This window comes from Klebsiella sp. HN106 (assembly GCF_051209435.1).
GTDB lineage: Bacteria > Pseudomonadota > Gammaproteobacteria > Enterobacterales > Enterobacteriaceae > Klebsiella > Klebsiella oxytoca.
In genome coordinates, this window is record NZ_JBLURD010000001.1 from 986,574 (window position 1) to 1,006,009 (window position 19,436).

Genomic DNA, 19,436 nt, shown 5'->3' on the forward strand with positions numbered 1-19,436 from the left:
GATCACATCAAGAAGTGACAAAAAAGGTGACACAAATAAAATATCGAGTAATATCAATAAATTATAAATTTACTGATTTTGTTAAAACATTCAAAAAATCTGGAAAAAGGCGAAATTGTGTGACGGCGGCAGCATTAAAAACGCCATTATTTATCCATGACAATAAGTTTGATGGATATCACAAAAAAAATCACTTTGTCTTTTACACTGCACGCCATCGAATATTCAAATAGTTCGCCTTTAATTAAACCGCCTGTTTTATGCGTCATTAAAATACGCGACAGGTATAATTCTGTTGTTATCTTTTCTCATATTATGCAGAAGGGTTATCACTATGATCTCAATACCTCGCCGAGGTTTGTTAGGCATTGCGCTGTTTTGTTCCGGCCTTAGCGCCTCCTCATATGCCGCTGAGCCGTACACGATCGACGGAAAGGATTTAACCTTTAGCCGCCAGCAGATTGCCGCGAAAGATCCGCTATTCGTGCAGGCGCAAGCGGCTTTGCAAAAAAAAGCCGATCTGGCGCTCAAGCATCCGCTGTTCTCGGTGATGGATAAAACCCTGGTCGCCGCCAGCGGCGATAAGCACGACTACTATAGTTTCCCTCCCTACTGGTGGCCGAACCCTGATACGAAAGACGGACTGCCCTATATTCGTAAGGATGGGCAAACCAACCCGGATGCCAATAGCGATGCCACCGATAAAAACCGCCTGGTGAAGATGAGTAACGACGTATCAACCCTTGCGCTGGCGTGGTACTTCACCCAGGACAATCGCTACGCGCAGAAGGCGGCGGCCCAGTTGAAGAGCTGGTTTATCGATCCACAAACGCGCATGAATCCCAACCTGCAATATGCCCAGGCCATTCCTGGCATTAATACCGGACGCGGTATCGGCATTATTGATAGCCGCGCGCTGGTAGAGGTGGTGGATGCTATCGCCCTGCTGCAATCCTCAGAGGCGCTGAACGAAAACGACGTTAGCGCATTAAAGCAGTGGTTTGGCGAGTATTACCAGTGGATGACCACCAGCCAGAACGGTTTCGAAGAAGATAACTGGCACAACAACCACGGCAGCTATTTTGATATGCAGGCCGCGACCTTCGCCCTGTTTAGCGGTAAAACTGACGAGGCGAAACAGCGCCTGTACATCACCCAGCTGCGACGAATTGCCGGGCAATTCGACTTTGAAGGCCGCCAGATGGGCGAGCTGGAGCGCACGCGTCCGTGGCACTACAGCAATTTCAACCTTGAAGCCTATAACCGACTGGGTCGTCTGGGCGAGAAGGCGGGCGTCGATATCTGGAACTTCACCCTCGACGACCATAGCCTGCGCAAAGGCTATCAATACATCGCCGGGTTTATTAACAGCGATACGCCATGGCCTTGGAAAGACCTTGATAAGATGGACGACAAGAAAGCGCTGCGCAATATGGCCACCGCCGCGCATGCCTGGCCGGAAGATCCCCTGTTCCGCGCCAAAGCGCAATGGTTAAGAGCGAAATATCCCGACGATATCACCACGCTCATTGTTCCGCTTTCCCCATCGTCAGAGGTCAGGGATAACCGCTAATGAAACAATTTTCTGGACTCTGGCCCGACATTGCCATACGTGCAGCCGGCGATAGCGGTCTGCTTGAACGGCTGGTGCAGGAAGCGCAACCGCAGCTTGACGCGACGGCGCTCATTCCACAAACGGGGATCGCCAGCTGGAACCTCTACTATTTTTGCCCCCATCACGGCGTGCGGCTGACGTGGCGGGCGGATATGCCTCATCGCCACGCCTGCCCGGTTGATGGCGAAATTTTCAGCGGTGAGCCGTGGGACGGCGCATGGTGGCGAGAAATGAACGGTCGTAACGCCAGCGCCTGTCAGCAGCTTGGTCTGATATGGCGGCTGACCGGCGAAACGGCGTATCGCGATAAAGTTCGCACGCTGCTGATGGGTTACGCTGACGTCTATCCCGGCTATCAAATTCACGGTGATATTCCCAACAACGGACCGGGGAAGATGAACGCCCAGACGCTGTGCGAAGCCAACTGTATTCTGGAGATGGCGCTGGGTTATGACTTTATTCGCGACGGCTTAACCTCCGCCGAAGAGCGGCATATTCGCGACAACCTGCTGCGCTGCGCGGCAACGTTTCTACGCGAGCACCGCACTGCGCAGATTCATAATCACGAAGTCAAAATTAGCGCGGCGCTTGGCGTTCTCGGTTTCGTTCTCGAAGATGAGAGCCTGCTGGAATTCGCCGTTAACCAGCCTTACGGCCTGCGCTGGCAGCTGGAAAAGGGCCTGCTGGCGGAGGGGCTATGGTTTGAAGGTTCGATTCACTACCACTACTACGCGCTGCAGGGCTTTTTTGCCTTTGAAAAACTGGCGCGCGGCACTCGCTGGAGCCTGCTGGATGGCCCCTGGTATCAGCCGATGCTGAAGTTCCCGCTGTCGCTGCTGCTGCCGGACGGAACCTTCCCTCGCCTCAACGACTGCCTCGCCGGACAAGAAAAGCTGCGACACCGGGATCTGTACGAATTCGCCTGGTTTATCTGGCGTGACCCGCTCTACGCCGCCGTGCTGCAGTTTATTGAAACGGAACCTGATGTCCGCGAGACCTTGCTGTGGCGCAACCAGCCGCTGCCTGAAACGACGCAGGCGCTCATTCCTCAGCAATCGCTGTTTGCGCCAGGCGCGGGGCTCACTCTCTGGCGGCGCCCGCAGCAGGCGCTGCTGATAAAGCACAGTCCCTGGGGCGGCGAACACGATCATTACGACAGGCTGGGGCTGATGCTCTGGCATCACGACGGCTGGCTGCTCCCGGATATGGGCACAACCGGCTACGGCGCGAAAATGCACTACGACTACTACAAAAACAGCGCCACCCATAATACGCTTTCCGTCAATCAGACCAACCAGCCTCCGGCCAATCCGCAGGTATCAGGCTGGCATATGGATAGCGACGCACTGTGGCTGGACAGCGAGGTTGACTGGGGCAAGCCGCCGCCGGAGCTAGACAGTCATAGCCGCGTCGAGTGGGACGCGACGGCCTGGCGAGATGTGCGCTTTCGCCGTCGCCTGCTATGGCTTGAAGAGGTGCTGATCGATCTCTCTACCGTAGAGAACCCACATCGCCAGCAGCTCGACTGGACTTTGCACCTGGCGGCGCAGGCGTTGGATCAGAGCGGCACGCCGCAGCCCTTTTCGCTCAGCGGACCGCTGCGGCATATGGCCAATGCAACCATGGCGCCGCTGAACGGCTGCCAGCCGCGCCACTTTGCGCGCGACGGCGATACCGTTGCGCTCTGGCTTTCCGGTGATGGTGAACTCTGGCAGGGAGTGGCGCCCGATAACCCGGCGACTCACGATCTCAGCTATCTGGTCATACGCAGTCACCTGCCGCAGGCGCGTTTTGTCTGCCTGTGGGATTTTGCCAACAGCGCACCGCTGACGGAAGTGCAAGTGAATCATACGCCAGTCGGGACGCAAATTACCTTCTGGCGCGGCGAGCGCGTGACGCACGTGACGCTTTACGACGCCCCCGGGAAACGACCCGATGCGATCTTTCCGTTCGCGGAAAGCGGCACCTGATCTCAACTGGAGGGAGTTTACTCGTCTTCATCCTCAAAGCGCGCCACAATCCGATCGCCGGTATGGGAGGCGCGCAGTTCATCGGCCACTAAAGCAATAGCCTGGCCGCTGCTCATGCCCTGGGACATCAGCTCCTGAATTCTTTCCACTGCTTTTTGCTGTTGCTCGTGGCTCAGCGAAGGTAAACCTGCAAACATGACTGACTCCTGCTACATTGTGGGGCGTAATTATTTCACGCCGTCCTCTCGTATACCAGCGGGCGGTAACGATCAGGATTGAAGAAGACGATGTTGTCCCCCGCTATGATTTCCCTGCCCTGGCGTCCGGATGCCGCTGAATACTATTTTAGCTCCTTAAGTTCCCGGCCCTGGGCGATGCTGCTGCATTCCGGCTTTGCCGAACATCCGCATAATCGTTTTGATATTGTTGTCGCCCAGCCGCGCGCCACGCTGGTAACGCGTGGTCAAACGACCGTCATCAACGAGGGGGAAACCGTTATCACCTCTGACGCCGATCCGCTCACGCTCGTGCATCAGCAGCTGGCGCGCTTCAACCTGCATCCGCAGCCTCATCCGCATCTGCCGTTTCTCGGCGGCGCGCTGGGGCTGTTCGGCTACGATCTGGGCCGCCGCTTTGAATCTCTGCCGTCACGAGCGGATGCGGATATCGCGCTGCCGGATATGGCGGTGGGGATCTACGACTGGGCATTGATCGTCGATCACCAGCGTCGGGAGGTGTCGTTATTCAGCTATGACGATCCGCAGGCGCGCCTGGCATGGCTGGAAGCACAGGCTGAGCCTGTCGCCGAAACCTTTACCCTGACCTCAGCGTGGCGCTCAAATATGAGCCGCGAAGAGTATGGCGAGAAGTTTCGCCAGATCCAGGCCTGGCTGCACAGCGGCGACTGCTATCAGGTCAACCTGGCGCAGCGGTTTACGGCAAGCTATCGTGGGGATGAGTGGCAGGCCTTCCGTCAGCTTAACCGCGCCAATCGCGCGCCGTTCAGCGCCTTTATTCGCCTGGATGAAGGGGCAGTATTAAGCCTGTCGCCCGAGCGCTTTATTCAGCTTCGGCAAGGCGAAATTCAAACCAGGCCGATTAAGGGGACGCTCCCCCGGCTGACCGACCCTGAGCAGGACGCGCTGCAGGCGCAAAAGCTGGCGAACTCGCCAAAAGACCGCGCCGAAAACCTGATGATCGTCGATTTAATGCGCAACGATATTGGCCGGGTTGCCGCTCCCGGTAGCGTCCGGGTGCCCGAACTGTTTGTGGTGGAGCCCTTCCCTGCCGTGCATCACCTGGTGAGCACCGTGACCGCCAGATTGCCTTCCCATCTGCACGCCGCCGACCTGCTGCGCGCGGCCTTTCCCGGTGGCTCAATTACCGGCGCGCCGAAGGTCAGAGCGATGGAGATCATCGATGAGCTGGAGCCGCAGCGGCGCAATGCGTGGTGCGGCAGCATCGGATATCTCAGCTTCTGCGGCAATATGGATACCAGCATTACCATCCGTACGCTGACGGCCTGGCAGGGGCAGCTTTACTGCTCCGCCGGAGGCGGGATTGTCGCCGATAGCGATGAAGCAGCGGAATATCAGGAAACTTTTGATAAAGTTAATCGTATCCTGCAGCAACTGGAGAGCTAAAACATGGCGGACAGCGCCCTCGAACTTGACGATTTCCTTTCGCGTTTTCAGCTTCTGCGCCCGCAGCCCACACGCAGCGCGCTTAACCAGCGTCAGGCTGCGGTACTGGTCCCGATTGTACGTCGCCCGCAGCCTGGGCTGCTGCTAACCCAGCGTTCGCCGCTGATGCGCAAGCACGCGGGTCAGGTCGCTTTTCCCGGCGGCGCGGTAGATAACAGCGATGCGACGCTGATCGCCGCCGCGCTGCGCGAGGCGCAGGAAGAGGTCGCGATCCCGCCAGAGTCGGTTGAGGTCATCGGCGTTCTGCCGCCGGTGGATAGCGTCACCGGCTTTCAGGTCACCCCGGTGGTAGGGATTATTCCACCTGACCTGCACTATCATGCCAGCCAGGATGAAGTCGCTGCGGTCTTCGAAATGCCGCTGGCCGAAGCGCTGCGGCTGGGACGCTATCACCCGCTGGATATCCATCGCCGCGGCAATTCGCATCGCGTCTGGCTATCCTGGTACCAGCATTATTTTGTCTGGGGAATGACCGCCGGTATTATTCGCGAGCTGGCGCTGCAGATAGGCGCTCGTCCTTAGCGCTACCCGCCATACTTCAGGTTGCATGTACGCTAGCTTTCCTGCAACTCGAATTTTCCAGGGTATATACTTGATAGCGCGGGTTCACAGCATTAGTAAATCCGCGGTTATCCATTAGTTTAATTCATGTGAATACATAAGCTGATGACCCGGTTCCCTCTTACACTATGCGCAGTGATTACATCGTTGTCGCACCCGCGACAACCCTGTCAGGAGTGTTAGCGTGATTAGTATATTCGACATGTTCAAGGTGGGGATCGGCCCCTCATCTTCCCACACTGTAGGGCCGATGAAGGCCGGTAAACAGTTCGTCGATGACCTGGTCGAAAAGGGATTGCTTAATACAGTGACGCGCGTGGCGGTTGACGTCTACGGCTCACTGTCATTAACCGGCAAAGGCCACCATACGGATATCGCTATTATTATGGGACTGGCGGGCAATCAGCCCGATACGGTCGATATTGACGCGATACCGGCATTTATTCGCGACGTTGAAACGCGCGGACGCCTGCTGCTGGCGCAGGGGCAGCATGAGGTCGATTTCCCGCAGAATGACGGCATGCGTTTTCGTAGCGACAACCTGCCGCTGCATGAAAACGGGATGACCATTCATGCCTGGGCTGGCGAGAAAGAAATCTACAGCAAAACCTATTACTCCATCGGCGGCGGTTTTATCGTCGATGAAGAGCATTTCGGCAAAGAGAGCGCCAGCGAACTTTCCGTACCCTACCCGTTCAAATCCGCCCAGGAGATGCTGGGCTACTGCAAAGAGACCGGCATGTCGCTGTCCGGCATGGTGATGCAGAACGAGCTGGCTCTGCACAGCAAAAAAGAGATTGAAGACTATTTTGCTAATATCTGGCAGACCATGCGCGCCTGCATCGACCGCGGCATGAACACCGAAGGCGTACTGCCTGGCCCGCTGCGCGTGCCTCGTCGCGCCTCGGCGCTGCGGCGGATGCTGGTTGCCAGCGATAAGCTCTCCAGCGACCCGATGAACGTGGTGGACTGGGTCAATATGTTCGCGCTGGCGGTCAATGAAGAAAACGCCGCTGGTGGCCGCGTGGTCACGGCACCGACTAACGGCGCCTGCGGCATCGTGCCGGCGGTACTGGCTTACTATGACCACTTCATCGAGTCCGTCAGCCCGGATATCTATATTCGTTACTTCCTTGCATCTGGCGCTATCGGTACGTTGTATAAAATGAACGCTTCCATTTCCGGCGCTGAGGTCGGCTGCCAGGGCGAAGTCGGCGTGGCCTGCTCGATGGCCGCTGCAGGTCTGGCGGAAATCCTTGGCGCCAGCCCCGAGCAGGTCTGCGTGGCGGCGGAAATCGGCATGGAACACAACCTTGGTCTCACCTGCGATCCGGTGGCCGGCCAGGTGCAGGTACCGTGCATTGAACGTAACGCCATCGCTTCCGTCAAAGCCATCAACGCCAGTCGGATGGCCATGCGCCGCACCAGCGAACCGCGCGTGTCGCTGGATAAAGTCATTGAGACGATGTATGAGACCGGTAAGGACATGAACGCCAAATACCGGGAAACGTCGCGCGGCGGCCTGGCAATCAAAGTTCAGTGCGACTAATCATTGCTCAACAGAATGCGCCCACGGGCGCATTCTTCTTTTTCCTCTCGATATTATCTGCGCCCACTACACTTGCTCTATAACGGCTGTTACTCTCATTAACACTTTTAGCCGACAGGGCGTCGCGCATGCAGACTGCACAAAAAGTTATCACAACCTATCGCAGGAAACGCATTCTGGTTTGCTTGCTGGTCGCGCTACTTACGCTAACGACGACATTAGTAATACGATTTATTTCGCAGCGTAGCCTAAATCAGCAGCGCGTCCAGATCAGCACCAATAAAATGGTGACCGCCATGGATAATATCCTGCGGCCGCTGGCGGCACAGCACGCCCCCCTGCTGCACCTGGTAAACCAGCCCTGTCAGGAAATTCATCTCACGTTACGTAAGCTGGCGGCGTCGCTACAGACGGTGCGATCCATCGCCCTGGTGCAGTCGAAACAGCTGTACTGCTCCAGTATTTTTGGCCAACGAAATATTCCGGTGCACCAGTTACAGCCCGCCTTGCCGACCAGTCACCCGCTGCTTACTTTCAGCTACGACTCTTCGTTGCTCAAGGGAACGCCGGTTCTCATCCAGTGGTATCCCGCTTCGCTTAGCGGCGACGACGGCGTGCTGCTGGTGATTAATATCGAGCTGCTGGGCGAGTTAATTTTCAATGCAAAATCGGCGTTAATTACCGGAATTGGCCTCAGCGTCGGTGAAAAAAGCTTTATTAGCGGCACCGGGCTGGTCGATCACGAAGCGTTGCCAGGCGAGCAAATCATCTATCGCCAGCATTCGACGGAATTTCCTTTCACGATTAGCGTCAGCGGGCCGGGCGCCTCAGCGGTCGCCTTCAATGAGCTACCGGGCGAACTGCCCCTGGCGCTGATAATCAGCCTGTTGATGACCGGTATTGCGTGGCTGGCGACCGCGGGAAGAATGAGCTTTTCCCGGGAAATTAACCTTGGAATCGCCGCCCACGAGTTCACGCTTTGGTGCCAGCCCCTGCAGGACTTACGCACCCGGCAATGCTGCGGCGTGGAGATTTTGCTGCGCTGGAATAACCCGCGCAGAGGCGCTATTTCGCCGGATGTCTTTATCCCTATCGCCGAAGGTTATAACCTGATACTGCCCCTGACCCGCTACGTTATTTCGCAAACGGCCCATAAATTAGCCCTCTTTCCGCAGGATAAACAGTTTCACATCAGCATTAACGTCGCCGCCCGCCATTTCGCGAATGGCGAACTGCTGCGCGATCTGCACCACTACTGGTTTAGCGCCCATCCGGTACAGCAGCTGGTGGTTGAACTCACCGAACGCGACGTGCTCCAGGATGGCGATCACCATATGGCCGAACATCTCCATTTTAAGGGAGTAAAGCTGGCCATCGACGATTTCGGCACCGGCAACAGCTCTCTTTCCTGGCTGGAAAAACTGCGTCCTGATGTGTTGAAAATTGATAAATCTTTCATCGGCGCGATTGGTGTCGATAGCGTCAACGCAACGGTGACCGACATGATCATCGCTCTCGCCCATCGTCTGAAGATAGTGATGGTGGCGGAAGGCGTCGAGACCCAGGAGCAGGAAGCCTATCTGCGCGACAACGGCGTCGATTTATTGCAGGGATATTATTATGCCCGACCTATGCCGGTAGAGGACTTTCCGCAGTGGCTGGCGGCGGAAAAGCGTCGGGAAATGCGGTAATAAACAGCCCGTCGGCATGAAACCGACGGGCACAAAGGTTACTCTTCTTCGTCGTTATACTGGCGCTGCTTGACGACGCGTACCAGATCGACGCGATAGTCGTTGGCTTCCACGATGGTGAACTGCAAGGGCAGCAGTTCCAGCACGTCGCCAGGACGGGGAATATGGCCGTTGACGGCAATGACCAGCCCGGCAACCGTCGCAATATCTTCGTCCTCATCGACCAGATCGTCGACGCCTACCGCCTGCTGCAAGGCATGCACATCGGTTGAACCTTTCACCAGCCAGCCGTCGCCATCAATGATAATTTCCGGCGTTTCGTCGGCGTCCGGGAACTCACCGGCAATCGCTTCCAGTACGTCCAGCGGCGTCACCAGGCCCTGCACCACGCCAAACTCGTTGGTGACGATGACAAAGCTACCGCGAGCCCGGCGCAGGACGCCCAGCAGGTTAATCGGGTCGAGGGTTTCCGGGACCACGATCGCCGGCGAAGCCGACGCCAGTGCGGCAACGTTTTCACCGGCTTCCAGCGCCACCAGCATCTCTTTCGCGCGCACGATACCAATGATTTCATCCAGCTCGCCGCGACATACCGGGAACAGGCTGTGCGGCGAAGAGAGCAGCTGACGGCGAATTTCTTCTTCACTTTGCTCGGCGTTCACCCAGCTTATTTCCCCACGCGGGGTCATAATGCTGCGCAACGAACGCTGGGCCAGGGTCAGCACGCCGTTAATCATATAGCGTTCTTCTTCAGCAAACGCGCCTTCCGGCACCGGCACCACCGAGGTGTTATCGCTATCGTGTGCCGCAGCGCTCTGTTTGCGGCCGCCCATCAGACGCAGAATCGCATCGGCGGTACGCGCGCGCAGAGGCAGCGTCGACTGGTGGCGAATAAAGTTACGACGCGCAATCTGGTTAAAGAACTCGATGGTAATCGAGAAGCCAATCGCGGCGTACAGGTAGCCCTTCGGTATATGGAAACCAAAACCTTCCGCGACCAGGCTCAGACCGATCATCAGCAGGAAGCTCAGGCAGAGCACCACCACTGTCGGATGCTGGTTGACGAAATTAGTCAACGGCTTCGAGGCCAGCAGCATCACCGCCATCGCAATCACCACCGCCGCCATCATTACCGGCAGATGGTTAACCATCCCGACCGCGGTAATCACGGCATCCAGCGAGAACACGGCGTCCAGTACCACGATTTGCAGTACAACCACCCAGAAGCTGGCATAACCTTTACCATGACCGGAGTCATGCTGGCGGTTCTCCAGCCGTTCATGAAGTTCAGTGGTCGCCTTAAACAGCAGGAATATCCCGCCGAGCAGCATGATCAGGTCGCGTCCGGAAAACGAGAAATCGGCAACGCTGAAAAGCGGTTTAGTGAGCGTCACCATCCACGAAATGACCGACAGCAGACCCAGGCGCATAAACAGCGCCAGCGAAAGGCCGATCAGGCGCGCCTTATCCCGCTGCTTTGGCGGCAGCTTGTCGGCAAGGATGGCGATAAATACCAGGTTGTCGATACCCAATACGATTTCAAGGACGACAAGCGTCAGCAAACCGGCCCAAATAGAGGGATCCATTAAGAATTCCATGAGCAGCTCCAGTTAACGACAGGCGTAGTCATCGCTGTGTCATGCACAGACGAGACACTTGTTGCTGGTGAAAAAACGTAGCAGGTGATGGCGGCAGACGAGTGCCGGAAGGTGAAAAGGCGTCGGTGACGATCCATATAGCGGGCTATGCCCTATACTCCTGAGTGATTAAACGGAACGTAAACATAGCAAAATATAGAGCAATATTGGAAAAAATTTACCTGTCTTTGCAATAGCTAAGACTATTTTTTGCGCTGCAAAATAATTACCAACCGATGCAAAATTAGCGGAGCTTCATCACATTAATTATTTTTTCACTGTCTAAAATAATTCGCTGTAGTAATTACTTTATATCTTACACCCTTACTGAATCGATTTTGTTCGCAAGAGTGATTCAGGATGTATCACAACAGATGATGCATTCACGATTATAAAGGAGGTAGCAAGTGACGATTGCTATTGTAATAGGCACACATGGTTGGGCTGCAGAACAGCTGTTAAAAACGGCAGAAATGCTGCTGGGCGAACAGGAAAACGTTGGCTGGATCGATTTCGTTCCTGGCGAAAACGCAGAAACGTTGATCGAGAAGTACAACGCTCAGTTGGCAAAGCTGGATACAGCAAAAGGCGTGTTATTTCTCGTCGATACATGGGGAGGCAGCCCGTTTAACGCTGCCAGCCGCATTGTCGTCGATAAAGAACATTATGAAGTCATCGCGGGCGTTAATATTCCGATGCTGGTCGAAACGCTGATGGCGCGCGACGATAACCCGTCGTTCGATGAGCTGGTTGCCCTGGCGGTGGAAACCGGTCGCGAAGGCGTGAAGGCCCTGAAAGCGAAGCCGGTGGAAAAGGCCGCCCCTGCTCCGGTTCAGGCTGCTGCACCGAAAGCGGCTGCGCCGCTGAAACCAATGGGTCCAAACGACTACATGGTTATCGGGCTTGCGCGTATCGATGACCGTTTAATCCACGGTCAGGTCGCCACTCGCTGGACTAAAGAAACCAACGTTTCCCGCATTATCGTCGTTAGCGACGAAGTTGCGGCGGATACGGTACGTAAAACGCTGCTGACTCAGGTTGCTCCTCCGGGCGTTACCGCCCACGTTGTAGACGTCGCGAAAATGATCCGCGTCTATAACAACCCCAAATACGCAGGCGAGCGCATTATGCTGCTGTTCACTAACCCAACGGACGTTGAGCGCGTGGTTGAAGGCGGCGTGAAAATCACCAGCGTCAACATCGGCGGTATGGCTTTCCGTCAGGGCAAAACGCAGGTGAACAACGCCATTTCGGTCGATGAAAAAGATATCGAAGCGTTCAAAAAGCTGAACGCCCGCGGTATCGAACTGGAAGCCCGCAAAGTTTCCACCGACCAGAAACTGAAAATGATGGATCTGATCGCCAAGGTGAAATAAGTCACCCCGCAGATCGCAACGCAATTTTCAACTTAAGACTTAATCAACAGGAGAAGTGCAATGGAGATTACCTTTCTTCAGATTGTGCTGGTGTTCATCGTCGCGTGTATTGCGGGTATGGAGTCGGTACTTGATGAATTTCAGTTCCACCGTCCTCTGGTGGCCTGTACGCTGATTGGCGCCGTTCTCGGGGATATGAAAACCGGTATTATTATCGGCGGTACCCTGGAAATGATCGCCCTGGGCTGGATGAACATCGGTGCGGCCGTTGCGCCGGATGCCGCCCTTGCATCTATTATCTCTACCGTTCTGGTTATCGCCGGCCATCAAAGCATCGGTGCCGGTATCGCGCTGGCCATCCCGCTGGCTGCGGCAGGCCAGGTTCTGACCATTATCGTTCGTACCATCACCGTTGCCTTCCAGCACGCGGCGGATAAGGCCGCCGAGAACGGAAACCTGACGGCCATATCCTGGCTACACGTTTCCTCTCTGTTCCTGCAGGCCATGCGTATCGCTATTCCGGCGGTTATCGTGGCGATTTCCGTGGGCACCAGCGAAGTGCAGGGCATGCTGAACGCCATTCCAGAAGTGGTCACCGGCGGTCTGAACATCGCGGGCGGCATGATCGTGGTTGTCGGTTATGCGATGGTCATCAACATGATGCGCGCAGGCTACCTGATGCCGTTCTTCTATCTGGGCTTTGTTACCGCCGCGTTCACCGATTTCAACCTGGTCGCTCTGGGTGTCATTGGTACCGTGATGGCGGTGCTCTACATCCAGCTGAGCCCGAAATATAACCGCGTAGCGGGTGCGCCTGTGCAGGCTGCTGGTAATAACGATCTCGACAACGAACTGGACTAACAGGTGAGCGAAATGGTTGATATGACTAAAAATACCACCGAGAAAAAACTGACTCAGAGTGATATTCGTGGCGTGTTCATTCGTTCTAACCTGTTCCAGGGTTCATGGAACTTCGAACGTATGCAGGCGCTGGGCTTCTGCTTCTCCATGGTACCGGCTATTCGTCGCCTGTATCCGGAGAACAACGATGCGCGTAAACAGGCGATTAAACGTCACCTTGAGTTCTTTAACACCCATCCGTACGTTGCAGCGCCGGTTCTCGGCGTTACGCTGGCGATGGAAGAGCAGCGTGCTAACGGCGCAGAGATTGACGATGGTGCTATTAACGGTATCAAAGTTGGCCTGATGGGCCCGCTGGCTGGCGTAGGCGACCCAATCTTCTGGGGTACCGTTCGTCCGGTATTCGCCGCACTCGGCGCCGGTATCGCGATGAGCGGCAGCCTGCTCGGGCCTCTGCTGTTCTTTATCCTGTTTAACGCGGTGCGTCTGCTGACCCGTTATTACGGCGTAGCGTACGGTTACCGTAAAGGTATCGACATCGTTAAAGATATGGGCGGCGGCTTCCTGCAGAAACTGACCGAGGGGGCGTCTATTCTCGGCCTGTTTGTCATGGGGGCGCTGGTTAACAAATGGACGCACGTCAACATTCCGCTGGTGGTCTCCACCATCACCGGTCAGGATGGCCAGACGCGCGTGACCACCGTGCAAACTATCCTTGACCAGCTGATGCCGGGACTGGTGCCGCTGCTGCTGACCTTCGCCTGTATGTGGCTGCTGCGTAAGAAAGTTAACGCCCTGTGGATCATCGTTGGCTTCTTCGTCATCGGTATTGCAGGCTACGCAGTCGGCCTGCTGGGCCAGTAATCAATACGTTGTGCGCCGGGGGCTTGCCCCCGGCTTTTTTATTTGGAGGATGGATGACAATCACGGACCTGGTGTTAATCCTGTTTATTCTTGTACTGTTCGCGTTTGCGGTTTACGACCAGTTCATCATGCCGCGCCGCAATGGCCCCGTTTTGCTGGCAATCCCCCTGCTCCGCCGCAATCGCGTCGATGGCATTATCTTCGTCGGTCTTATTGCCATTCTGATTTATAACAACATCGCTAATCATGGCGAACTTATCACCACCTGGTTATTATCTGCCCTGGCCTTAATGGGGTTATATCTTTTCTGGATCCGTTCGCCCAAAATCATCTTCAAAAAGCAGGGCTTTTTTTTCGCCAATATCTGGATTGAATATAAGCGTATTAAAGAGATGAATTTATCAGAAGACGGGGTGCTGGTGATGCAATTAGAACAACGTCGCCTGCTGATCCGCGTACGAAATATCGACGACCTGGAAAAGATATACAAACTTCTCGTTTCCACTCAATGAGTTAACAATATAGCTTACGCTATATTTAATCATTTCCCGGCGGCTGAAACATAGCCATAGCTATATTTCAGCCGCTTAATTCAACGATATTTATTAACGAATCATTCACCTCTAAAGTCAAATGAAAATCGTTATCATTTGGTTATTAAAATAACGCGATTCTGTTATTGTTTTATATTCTAAAATTATGTTAAGGTTGCGCCCGTCGTTGGGGAGTAGCCAATTTTCTGCCTGTCGGAAAATGTACGTGTCAACATACTCGTTGCAAAACGTGGCACGTGCGGGTTGAAGAAGAACGTCTTCAACCAGGCGAGACCATAGACGCATCGCTGCTGTACGCGGCGCCTCATCTTCAGGATGGGCTGCGTATTTTTACTGGGGGCGGCGATGTGTCATATGGATTATCCCCGGTCAGGACGCTCTCATGAATGTATCCGCTACAATTCTTCTTGCCTTCGGCATGTCCATGGACGCCTTCGCGGCCTCTATTGGTAAAGGCGCGACTCTCCATAAACCTAAATTTTCCGAAGCCCTGCGCACCGGTCTCATCTTTGGCGCTATCGAAACGCTCACTCCGCTGTTCGGGTGGGGAATGGGGATGCTCGCCAGCCAGTTCGTGCTCGAGTGGAACCACTGGATAGCCTTTGTATTGCTGGTATTTCTCGGCGGCCGAATGGTTATCGAAGGAGTTCGCGGCGGCGATGGCGAGGAGTGTGAAGCTCCGCGCCGTCACGGTTTCTGGCTGCTGGTCACCACCGCTTTCGCCACCAGCCTTGACGCTATGGCCGTCGGCGTTGGCCTGGCGTTTTTGCAGGTCAACATTATCGCCACCGCGCTGGCTATCGGCTGCGCGACGCTGATAATGTCAACGCTGGGCATTATGGTAGGACGTTTTATCGGCCCGCTGCTCGGCAAACGGGCGGAAATCCTCGGCGGTATCGTGCTGATCGGCATCGGCGCCCAAATACTCTGGAGCCATTTTGCCGGCTAACCCTCAGCGTCGCGCTGCCAGCAGTGAATCATGAAATCGGTCTGGCAGCTGAATAGCGCCTGCTGGCGCAGCGTTTCCCGAACCGGCGGTTTTGCCCGCCACGCAAACGGCGTCATTTGCAGTAAAGCTTCCGCCTCGCTGCCTTTGAGGCGCATCGGATAGGCCAGCTGCTGCTGATGACGTAGCGTGAAACCCTCAAGCGCTTCCGTGTTTTGCTCGTGCAAACGCACTTCGTCGTAGATCAACCCTTTTAGTTCCATCAGGTGACGAGGTCCCGGCGTCGCGGTGATGACCCAGCCGCCGGTACGGACAACGCGCGCCAGTTCAAGCGCGTTACAGGGGGCATAAATACGCACTATCGCATCCAGGCTTGCATCCTCAAACGGTAATCGCTGGCTGGAGGCGACGCAAAAGCTGACCTGCGGATAGCGCTTTGCCGCCGCGCGAATCGCCGATTTCGACACGTCCAGTCCCCAACAGCGGCCGACGATAGCGGCGAAGGCATGAGTGTAGTAGCCTTCCCCACAGCCTATATCCAGTAAATCCGTTGGCGCGAAGGTGTGCAGATAAGCGCTGACCGCCTCACGAAGCGGCTGGTAATGACCCGCATCGAGAAACTCTCGCCGCGCCTGCATCATTTCGGCGCTGTCGCCCGGATCGCGGGAGCGCTTAAACTGTACCGGCAGCAAATTGACGTACCCTTCCTTCGCCAGATCGAACTGATGCCGCTGCGGGCAGATAAAGCTATTATCGCGGCGCGCAAGCGGCGCGTGGCAAAGAGGGCAACTGTAAGACATGGCAACTCCGGTGTGCTGAAAGGGCGAAAGTGTAGCGCTATTCGCCCTTCCAGGCCACCGTTACAGCGCAGGCGGCAGAACGCCGTCGTGATGCATGACGATCAGGTTTTCCGAGCCCTCCGGCATTCCATCGGGCATGACGTTTTCCAGGCGCAGCACATCGCCCATAATTTGACTGAATACCGGCGCCGACACCGCTCCGCCGTAATATGAACCGTTGCTGGGGTCGTTCATCACCACCACCAGGGCGAATTTCGGATTGCTGGCCGGCGCAACGCCTGCGGTATAGGCAACGTATTTGTCGATATATTTCCCGTCAGGGCCGATTTTCTTGGCGGTACCGGTTTTTACCGCCACCCGATAGTCGCGCACCGCCGCTTTGGTCCCCCCGCCGCCCGGCAAGGCAACGCTCTCCATCATATGCTCGACTTCATGCACTATCTGCTCCGGCATCACTCGGGTCCCCATGACCGGCGGATCGATACGCGTGATCGATAGCGGACGTTCAATACCGTAGCTGCCGATGGTAGCGTATACGTGCGCCAGCTGCAGCGGCGTGACCATCAGACCATAGCCGAAGGCGAAGGTCGCCCGGTCGAGCTGTCCCCAATAGCGGCGCTGCGGCATCAGCCCGGCGCTTTCACCGGTTAATCCCAGGCCGGTAGAATCGCCGAAACCGAACGCTTTATAGGTATCGATGAGATGCTGAATGGGCATCGCCAGCGACAGATGTGAAACGCCGGTATCGCTGGATTTTTGCAGGATGCCGGTGAGGGTTAATTCTGGATAGTAACCCACGTCGCGAATGCGATGGCCGTCGAGGATAAACGGATGGGTATCCACCACGCTATCCGGCTGAACAATGCCTTGCTGGAGGGCAGTCATCAGCACCAGCGGTTTAACCGTCGACCCCGGCTCGAAAGTATCGCTAATCGCGCGATTGCGGAAATCATCCAGCTTTGCATCATCGCGATTGTTAGGGTTGAAATCAGGGTAGCTGGCCATCGACAGAATTTCCCCGGTATCAATTTTAATTAATACCGCCGCCCCCGATTCTGCTTTGTTCCAGCGCACGGCGTTATCCAACGCGTCTTCGGTCACCGTTTGTAGACGCTCGTCGATACTGAGCTGCAAATTATGGGCCGGGACTGCCGGAACTTCCGTGATATTTTCGATGACGTTGCCGTGACGATCTTTGCGCACCAGCCGACGCCCGGGTTGACCGGTCAGCTGAGCATTAAAGCTTTTCTCGACTCCCTCGATCCCCTGATTATCGATGTTGGTAAAGCCCAGCAGGTTAGCGGCAACGTGTCCAGCGGGATAAAAGCGACGCGACTCATCGCGCAGATTGATACCCGGCAGGCGCAGCTTGTCGATCCACTCTGCCTGCTCAGGATTTATCTGGCGCGCGAGATAGAGAAAGCGCGCGTGAGGATGCGCCTGCACGCGATGAGCCAGCTCGCTAAGGTTGAGATGTAAAGCTTGCGCCATGGCCTGCCAGCGCGGGCCATATCCGACGCCGCCTTTTGCGAGCGTTGTTTGCGGATCGATCCAGATGGCGCTTACCGGAACGCTAACCGCCAGCGGGCGGCCCTCGCGATCGCTAATCATGCCGCGCTGTACGTCGATAGGCTCTTCGCGCAAGGAGCGCATATCTTCTTGTTTCACCAAATTGTCAGGAGAGACAATTTGCAGCCAGCCTACCCGGACCAGCAGCAGCCCCATACAGCAAAGAATGGCCACGCATAGCAACCCGAACCGCAAAGGGGTAAAGTTGGCGGCTGACTTAAGTTTGTTCTTTTGCACCTTAGCTCCATCATTATTTTGCAACCACCTGATTTAACAGATATATACAAAACAGATTGCTAAACAGTGCTAATAAGGATGTTGTTTTGCAACAAAGCGCAACGGTGGGAGGATAATTGACATGATTTGCAATAAAACCTAAAAAGCCCCGCGGTCGCGAGGCTTTCTTACAAGATTCAGTGGTCTTGAATCAGATAGCAGTTACGTTAACTGCAGCTGGACCTTTCTGGCCGTCCTGAATTTCGAACTCAACGTTCTGGCCTTCAGCCAGAGTTTTGAAGCCGTTACCCTGGATAGCGGAGAAGTGTACGAACACATCTTTGCTGCCATCAGCCGGAGTAATGAAGCCAAAACCTTTAGACTCGTTGAACCACTTAACTTGACCTTTAATCTTTGCCATTTGCAAAATTCCTTAGACTGTTTTCTTCGCCCGTGGGCACTTACATAGATAAAACTGACACATGACTGCATGAGGCACTAATATAAGGTTCGGCAGAGAAGCGGTATTCAACGACAACGTGTTTACTCAGGACTTCTTTACTGAAAATGCCACACATAAACAGAACTGTACCTCGTTTAACCCGAAACGTGTTATCACATACTACGTTAATAATGGCAAGCCATTTTTAGATGGGTCTCGATCGCTCGCACAAATTATAAGGGAATCATTTGATCACCTGCACATTTATGCGACTTTGCTCCCTCTGCCTTATCCTTTCCGCCCCGCGTCTGTGCCGTAGAGACTGGCTCCGGAAAGAGAGTTTATCCGCCATTCCTCAACAACTTCGGCGTACCCCGCCCCGCTCAAAACTAAACTGCCAATTTTAGGGGGCAACAAAAAGTATTGCATAAAGATGCATTTAAAAGCTCATATCGATAGCTGAAAAATTGCTTTGCAGGACCATTGCATAATATCGAAGCGCGTAAATGGAATAACTTAAAATATTGTCTATACTGCACGGCAATAATGAAGACCTGATGACAGTCAGGCCGTTTCTGTCCTTTTATTTGATTAATTAAACAAACTAATTAAAGAGGCGCGATTAACGCACAGCGTCCGCTTGCCGGCACGCCGGATAATCGTCAGCAGAAGATTTATTGATAAGGATAGGTTATAGACCGGGGTGAGATACAGGCGCACACCCTACGATGCACGCCTGACAATCAGATTAGCGCTCTGCGACCAGACGAATGAAGTCGTCGTCGCCTTTCCCCTTCTCGGCTATGGAAGGTTCTGCTGCACTCTCCTTCTCAGGCTCATTGGCCTCGCAGAGACGGCGCAGCAGCGCGTTTTGCCGCTTTTGCTGATCCAGAAGCGCCTGCAGTAGCGCGATCTGCTCATTTGCGCGCGAACTGGCGCGATTAACAAAAAACCATAATAACAGGCCGACAAGCAACAGCACGACAGACAGCGCCACGGATGCCAGGCTTACAATCCCGGGATTTAGTAACTCACTCATTTCACCACCTCAAAGAGAAGGCGTTCATTCTACCACCCGCGCG

The 19,436-nt window shown here is 55.0% G+C and carries 17 protein-coding genes and 1 pseudogene; 11 read left to right on the forward strand and 7 right to left on the reverse strand.

What is annotated here, in order from left to right:
- Positions 1-334: 334 nt before the first annotated feature.
- Together ACSIPU_RS04625 and ACSIPU_RS04630 are read left to right on the forward strand one after the other, a co-directional pair.
- Entirely contained in the window at positions 335-1,573 is a 1,239-nt protein-coding gene (locus ACSIPU_RS04625) for an alginate lyase family protein (protein WP_123829742.1), read from the forward strand.
- Positions 1,573-3,585 (forward strand): heparinase II/III domain-containing protein, encoded by a 2,013-nt coding sequence (locus tag ACSIPU_RS04630; protein ID WP_123829743.1) that lies wholly within the window; start codon positions 1,573-1,575, stop codon positions 3,583-3,585. Before ACSIPU_RS04625 ends, ACSIPU_RS04630 begins: the two co-directional genes overlap by 1 nt.
- A gap of 17 nt (positions 3,586-3,602) precedes the next feature.
- Here ACSIPU_RS04630 and ACSIPU_RS04635 read toward each other — a convergent pair whose 3' ends face one another.
- Positions 3,603-3,782 carry a YoaH family protein gene (locus tag ACSIPU_RS04635; protein WP_004103292.1) on the reverse strand — a complete coding sequence of 60 codons (180 nt, stop codon included), beginning with the start codon at positions 3,780-3,782 and terminating at the stop codon, positions 3,603-3,605.
- Positions 3,783-3,872: 90 nt separating this feature from the next.
- Here ACSIPU_RS04635 and pabB point away from each other — a divergent pair, with 90 nt between their 5' ends.
- From pabB to ACSIPU_RS04655, 4 genes are all read left to right on the forward strand, one after another.
- Entirely contained in the window at positions 3,873-5,228 is a 1,356-nt protein-coding gene (pabB, locus tag ACSIPU_RS04640) for an aminodeoxychorismate synthase component 1 (protein ID WP_004113732.1), read from the forward strand.
- Between the two features lie 3 nt (positions 5,229-5,231).
- Positions 5,232-5,810 (forward strand): CoA pyrophosphatase, encoded by a 579-nt coding sequence (locus ACSIPU_RS04645; protein WP_004103295.1) that lies wholly within the window; start codon positions 5,232-5,234, stop codon positions 5,808-5,810.
- 223 nt (positions 5,811-6,033) lie between these two features.
- The gene (sdaA, locus tag ACSIPU_RS04650) at positions 6,034-7,398 is read left to right on the forward strand and encodes an L-serine ammonia-lyase (protein WP_004103297.1); all 1,365 of its coding nucleotides are present in this window, start codon (positions 6,034-6,036) and stop codon (positions 7,396-7,398) included.
- 128 nt (positions 7,399-7,526) lie between these two features.
- Positions 7,527-9,089, forward strand: a complete 1,563-nt coding sequence (locus ACSIPU_RS04655) for an EAL domain-containing protein (protein WP_004113734.1) — start codon at positions 7,527-7,529, stop codon at positions 9,087-9,089.
- A gap of 38 nt (positions 9,090-9,127) precedes the next feature.
- On the opposite strand, the gene yoaE is transcribed toward ACSIPU_RS04655, so the two are convergent.
- A complete protein-coding gene (yoaE, locus tag ACSIPU_RS04660; RefSeq protein WP_004103301.1) occupies positions 9,128-10,687 on the reverse strand; it encodes a CNNM family cation transport protein YoaE in 1,560 nt (519 codons plus the stop codon).
- Between the two features lie 446 nt (positions 10,688-11,133).
- Between yoaE and manX the strand changes: the two genes are divergently transcribed.
- The 5 genes from manX to mntP all read left to right on the forward strand — a co-directional run bounded on the left by manX (position 11,134) and on the right by mntP (position 15,330).
- The gene (manX, locus tag ACSIPU_RS04665) at positions 11,134-12,102 is read left to right on the forward strand and encodes a PTS mannose transporter subunit IIAB (protein WP_004103303.1); all 969 of its coding nucleotides are present in this window, start codon (positions 11,134-11,136) and stop codon (positions 12,100-12,102) included.
- A gap of 60 nt (positions 12,103-12,162) precedes the next feature.
- The gene (manY, locus tag ACSIPU_RS04670; RefSeq protein ID WP_004103305.1) at positions 12,163-12,963 is read left to right on the forward strand and encodes a PTS mannose transporter subunit IIC; all 801 of its coding nucleotides are present in this window, start codon (positions 12,163-12,165) and stop codon (positions 12,961-12,963) included.
- A 12-nt stretch (positions 12,964-12,975) separates the two neighbouring features.
- A complete protein-coding gene (locus tag ACSIPU_RS04675) occupies positions 12,976-13,827 on the forward strand; it encodes a PTS mannose transporter subunit IID (RefSeq protein WP_004103307.1) in 852 nt (283 codons plus the stop codon).
- Between the two features lie 53 nt (positions 13,828-13,880).
- On the forward strand, positions 13,881-14,339 hold the full coding sequence (locus ACSIPU_RS04680) for a DUF986 family protein (protein ID WP_004113738.1): 459 nt from the start codon (positions 13,881-13,883) through the stop codon (positions 14,337-14,339).
- Between the two features lie 424 nt (positions 14,340-14,763).
- Positions 14,764-15,330 carry a manganese efflux pump MntP gene (mntP, locus tag ACSIPU_RS04685; protein WP_004103309.1) on the forward strand — a complete coding sequence of 189 codons (567 nt, stop codon included), beginning with the start codon at positions 14,764-14,766 and terminating at the stop codon, positions 15,328-15,330.
- Here mntP and rlmA read toward each other — a convergent pair.
- The 5 genes and pseudogenes from rlmA to ACSIPU_RS04710 form a co-directional block, all read right to left on the reverse strand.
- Positions 15,327-16,127, reverse strand: a complete 801-nt coding sequence (gene rlmA, locus ACSIPU_RS04690) for a 23S rRNA (guanine(745)-N(1))-methyltransferase (RefSeq protein WP_004103310.1) — start codon at positions 16,125-16,127, stop codon at positions 15,327-15,329. The two genes, mntP and rlmA, sit on opposite strands and share 4 nt — an antisense overlap.
- Before the next feature lie 60 nt (positions 16,128-16,187).
- Positions 16,188-17,933, reverse strand: coding sequence for a peptidoglycan glycosyltransferase FtsI (gene ftsI / locus ACSIPU_RS04695; RefSeq protein WP_004103311.1), 1,746 nt, complete (start codon positions 17,931-17,933; stop codon positions 16,188-16,190).
- Positions 17,934-18,123: 190 nt separating this feature from the next.
- Positions 18,124-18,333 (reverse strand): transcription antiterminator/RNA stability regulator CspE, encoded by a 210-nt coding sequence (gene cspE / locus ACSIPU_RS04700; protein ID WP_001062678.1) that lies wholly within the window; start codon positions 18,331-18,333, stop codon positions 18,124-18,126.
- 12 nt (positions 18,334-18,345) lie between these two features.
- Positions 18,346-18,490 (reverse strand): annotated as a pseudogene (locus tag ACSIPU_RS04705) (DUF2627 domain-containing protein).
- Positions 18,491-19,102: 612 nt separating this feature from the next.
- Complete coding sequence (locus ACSIPU_RS04710; RefSeq protein ID WP_004103312.1) at positions 19,103-19,393, reverse strand: YebO family protein; 291 nt, start codon at positions 19,391-19,393, stop codon at positions 19,103-19,105.
- Positions 19,394-19,436 lie beyond the last annotated feature (43 nt).